General features: G+C 73.6%; 2 protein-coding genes. Both read right to left on the bottom strand.

Annotated elements, in window-relative coordinates:
- Positions 1–169 precede the first annotated feature (169 nt).
- On the bottom strand, positions 170–2,239 hold the full coding sequence (locus tag ADY01_RS34040; protein WP_049580637.1) for a bifunctional rhamnulose-1-phosphate aldolase/short-chain dehydrogenase: 2,070 nt from the start codon (positions 2,237–2,239) through the stop codon (positions 170–172).
- Between the two features lie 3 nt (positions 2,240–2,242).
- The gene (gene rhaI / locus ADY01_RS34035; protein WP_049580636.1) at positions 2,243–3,403 is read right to left on the bottom strand and encodes an L-rhamnose isomerase; all 1,161 of its coding nucleotides are present in this window, start codon (positions 3,401–3,403) and stop codon (positions 2,243–2,245) included.
- Positions 3,404–3,583: the final 180 nt, after the last annotated feature.

The raw sequence follows: 3,583 nt of genomic DNA, 5'->3' as shown, positions 1-3,583 counted from the left end.
TCCCAGTGCAGCGTCCCGCCCACCCGCACCGGCTCGTTGGGGAAACGGTGCACCTCACTCAGCGCCAGCTCCCCGCCGCCGACCCACCCCAGCATGACCCGCCCGCTCGCCGCGCCCAGGTCCACGGCGGCGAACGGGCGGGCGGCGGTCCCGGTTCCGCTCGCCCCGGTCACCGCAGGAACGCCGCGGCCACCCCGGCGTCCACCGGGATGTGCAGCCCCGTGGTGTGGCTCAGGTCGCCGCCGGTCAGCGCGAACACCGCGCCCGCCACGTGCTCGGGCAGCACCTCCCGCTTCAGCAGCGTCCGCTGCGCGTAGAACTCGCCGAGCTTCTCCTCCGGCACCCCGTACACCGCCGCCCGCTTGGCGCCCCAGCCCCCGGCGAAGATCCCGGAGCCGCGCACCACGCCGTCCGGGTTGATGCCGTTGACGCGGATGCCGTGCCCGCCCAGCTCGGCCGCCAGCAGCCGCACCTGGTGGGCCTGGTCCGCCTTGGCCGCCCCGTAGGCGATGTTGTTCGGCCCGGCGAAGACGCCGTTCTTGGACGAGATGTAGACGATGTCGCCGCCCATGCCCTGCTCGGTCATCAGCCGCGCCGCCTCCCGGGAGACCAGGAACGAGCCGCGCGCCATGATGCCGTGCTGCCGGTCCCAGTCCCCGGCCGTGGTCTCCAGCAGCGGCTTGGAGATGGAGATGCCCGCGTTGTTGACCACCAGGTCCACCCCGCCGAACGCCAGCGCCGCGGAACGGAACGCCGCCCCGATCTCCTCCTCCGAGGTCACGTCCACCGTCACCGCCACGGCCCGGTCGGGGCCGCCGAGCTCCTCGGCCACCGCCGCCGCGGCCCCCGCGTCGACGTCGGCGACCACCACGCAGGCGCCCTCCGCCGCCAGCCGCAGCGCGGTCGCCCGGCCGATGCCCGACCCCGCGCCCGTCACCAGCGCGACCCGGGTCGCCAGCGGCTTGGGCGCGGGCATCCGCCGCAGCTTCGCCTCCTCCAGCTCCCAGTACTCGATGCGGAACTTCTCCGCCTCCTCGATGGGGGCGTACGAGGACACCGCCTCAGCGCCGCGCATCACGTTGATCGCGTTCACATAGAACTCGCCCGCCACGCGCGCCGTCTGCTTGTCCCTGCCGAAGGAGAACATCCCCACCCCCGGCACCAGCACGATCGCCGGGTCCGCGCCGCGCATCGCGGGCGAAGCGTCGTCCGCGTGCCGCTCGTAGTACGCCCGGTACTCCTCGCGGTACGCCGCGTGCAGCTCCTTCAGCCGCGCCACCGCCTCGCCGAGCGGCGCGCCCGGCGGCAGGTCCAGGACCAGCGGGCGGACCTTCGTGCGCAGGAAGTGGTCGGGGCACGAGGTCCCCAGCCGCGCCAGCCGCGGGTGCTCGGCGCGCGCGAGGAAGTCGAGTACCACCTCGGCGTCGGTGAAGTGACCCACCTGCGGCCTGTCGGCCGAGGCCAGCCCCCGGACCACCGGCGCGAGCGCCGCGGCGCGCGCCCGCCGTTCCGCCTCGGGCAGCGCCTCGAACCCGGCGACCACCGGGCCGAACGGCTCCGGCCTGCCGCGCTCCGCGAGGAATGTCTCCGCCCTGCGGATCATGGACAGCGAGTTCCGCTCGCACTCCTCGGCGCTCTCTCCCCACGCGGTGATTCCGTGGCCGCCCAGCACGCAGCCGATCGCCTGCGGGTGGGCGCGTTGCACCGCCGCGATGTCCAGGCCGAGCTGGAAGCCGGGCCGCCGCCACGGCACCCACACCACCCGCTCGCCGAAGCACTCCTTCGTCAGCGCCTCGCCGTCCGCCGCGCACGCCAGCGCGATGCCGGAGTCCGGGTGCAGGTGGTCCACGTGCGGCGCGGTCACCAGCCCGTGCATCGCGGTGTCGATGGAGGGCGCGGCCCCGCCCTTGCCGTGCAGGCAGTAGTCGAACGCGGCGACCATCTCGTCCTCGCGCTCGACCCCCGGATACACCCCGGTCAGCGCCCGCAGCCGGTCCAGGCGCAGCGCCGCGAGCCCCTCGGCCCGCAGGGTGCCCAGGTCGCCGCCCGAGCCCTTGACCCACATCAGCTCGATCTCGCCGCCCGTCACCGGGTCGGTCGCGGTGCCCTTGGCGGAGGTGTTCCCCCCCGCGTAGTTGGTGTTGCGCGGGTCGGCGCCGAGGCGGTGGGAACGGGCCAGCAGGGCCTCGACGGCCGGGTGCGGCGCCCGGGGGCCGTCCGCGTCACGGTGCGTGGTCATCCGTCAGGCCCCCCAACCGGCCTGCTGGCCGCCCTTGCGGTCTTCGGCGATCCGCTCGGACCAGCCGGAGCGATGGTAGGCGGCGACCGGATCGGGGTCGAGACCCGCGTCCGCGCGCACCTCGGCCAGCAGCGGCCTGACGTCCGTGGAGAACGCGTCCATCAGCGCCCCGTTCGCCGCCAGCACGTCGCCCGTGGCCTGCGCGGCGGCCAGCGCCTCGCGGTCCACCAGCAGCGCCTTGGCGGTCGCCTCCTGGACGTTCATCACCGAGCGGATGATCGCGGGGATCTTCGGCTCGATGTTGTGGCACTGGTCCAGCATGAAGGCGACCTCGGAGGCGAGGCCGCCGCCGCGCACCACCTCGTACATGATGCGGAAGAGCTGGAAGGGGTCGGCCGCCCCCACCATCAGGTCGTCGTCGGCGTAGAAGCGGGAGTTGAAGTCGAAGCCGCCGAGCTTCCCCTCGCGCAGCAGCAGGGCCACGATGAACTCGATGTTGGTGCCCGGGGCGTGGTGCCCGGTGTCCACGACCACCTGCGCCTTGGGGCCGAGCTTGAGGCAGTGCGCGTAGGCGGTGCCCCAGTCCGGCACGTCCGTGGCGTAGAAGGCGGGCTCGAAGAACTTGTACTCCAGCAGCATCCGCTGGTCGTCGCCGAGCCGCTCGTAGACCGCGGCCAGCGCCTCGGCCAGCCGGTCCTGACGGCTCCTGATGTCGTCCTGCCCGGGGTAGTTGGTGCCGTCGGCGAACCACAGCTTGAGGTCGCGGGAGCCGGTGGCGTCCATGATGTCGACGCACTCGAGCAGGTGGTCGAGCGCCTTGCGCCGCACGGTGGCGTCGGGGTGGCAGACGCTGCCCAGCTTGTAGTCGTCGTCCTGGAAGACGTTGGCGTTGATGGCGCCCAGACGCAGGCCCAGGTCCTCCGCGTGGCGGGCGAGCGCCGCGTAGTCGTCCACCCGGTCCCACGGGATGTGCAGCGCCACGATGGGCGCGACCCCGGTGTGCTGGTGCACCCGCGCGGCGTCGTCGAGCTTCTCCTGGGGGGTGCGGGGGACACCCTGCTGGGCGAACACCTTGAAGCGGGTGCCGGAGTTTCCGTAGGCCCACGACGGGGTCTCGATGGCCTGAGAGGCGAGGGCCGCCTTGACGGCGGAGGGGGCGGTCATGCGATCAGGGCTCCCAAGGTGCTCAACACCGCTGTGAATCGTTTCACTCCCCATGGACGCTAAGAGCGTCCGGCAAGTGCTGTCAAGACGGGGGAGGCTCGGGCCGCCGTTCCGGGACGCGGGCCGCGGGGTCCGTTCCCGGCGCGGACGACCGGGCGACCCGTGGGGTGGGGCAGCGGG

The sequence above is a fragment of the Streptomyces sp. SBT349 genome, from assembly GCF_001083795.1.
GTDB lineage: Bacteria > Actinomycetota > Actinomycetes > Streptomycetales > Streptomycetaceae > Streptomyces.
Note: the sequence above shows the minus strand (reverse complement) of the source record. Positions and strands in the feature narration are given on the sequence as shown.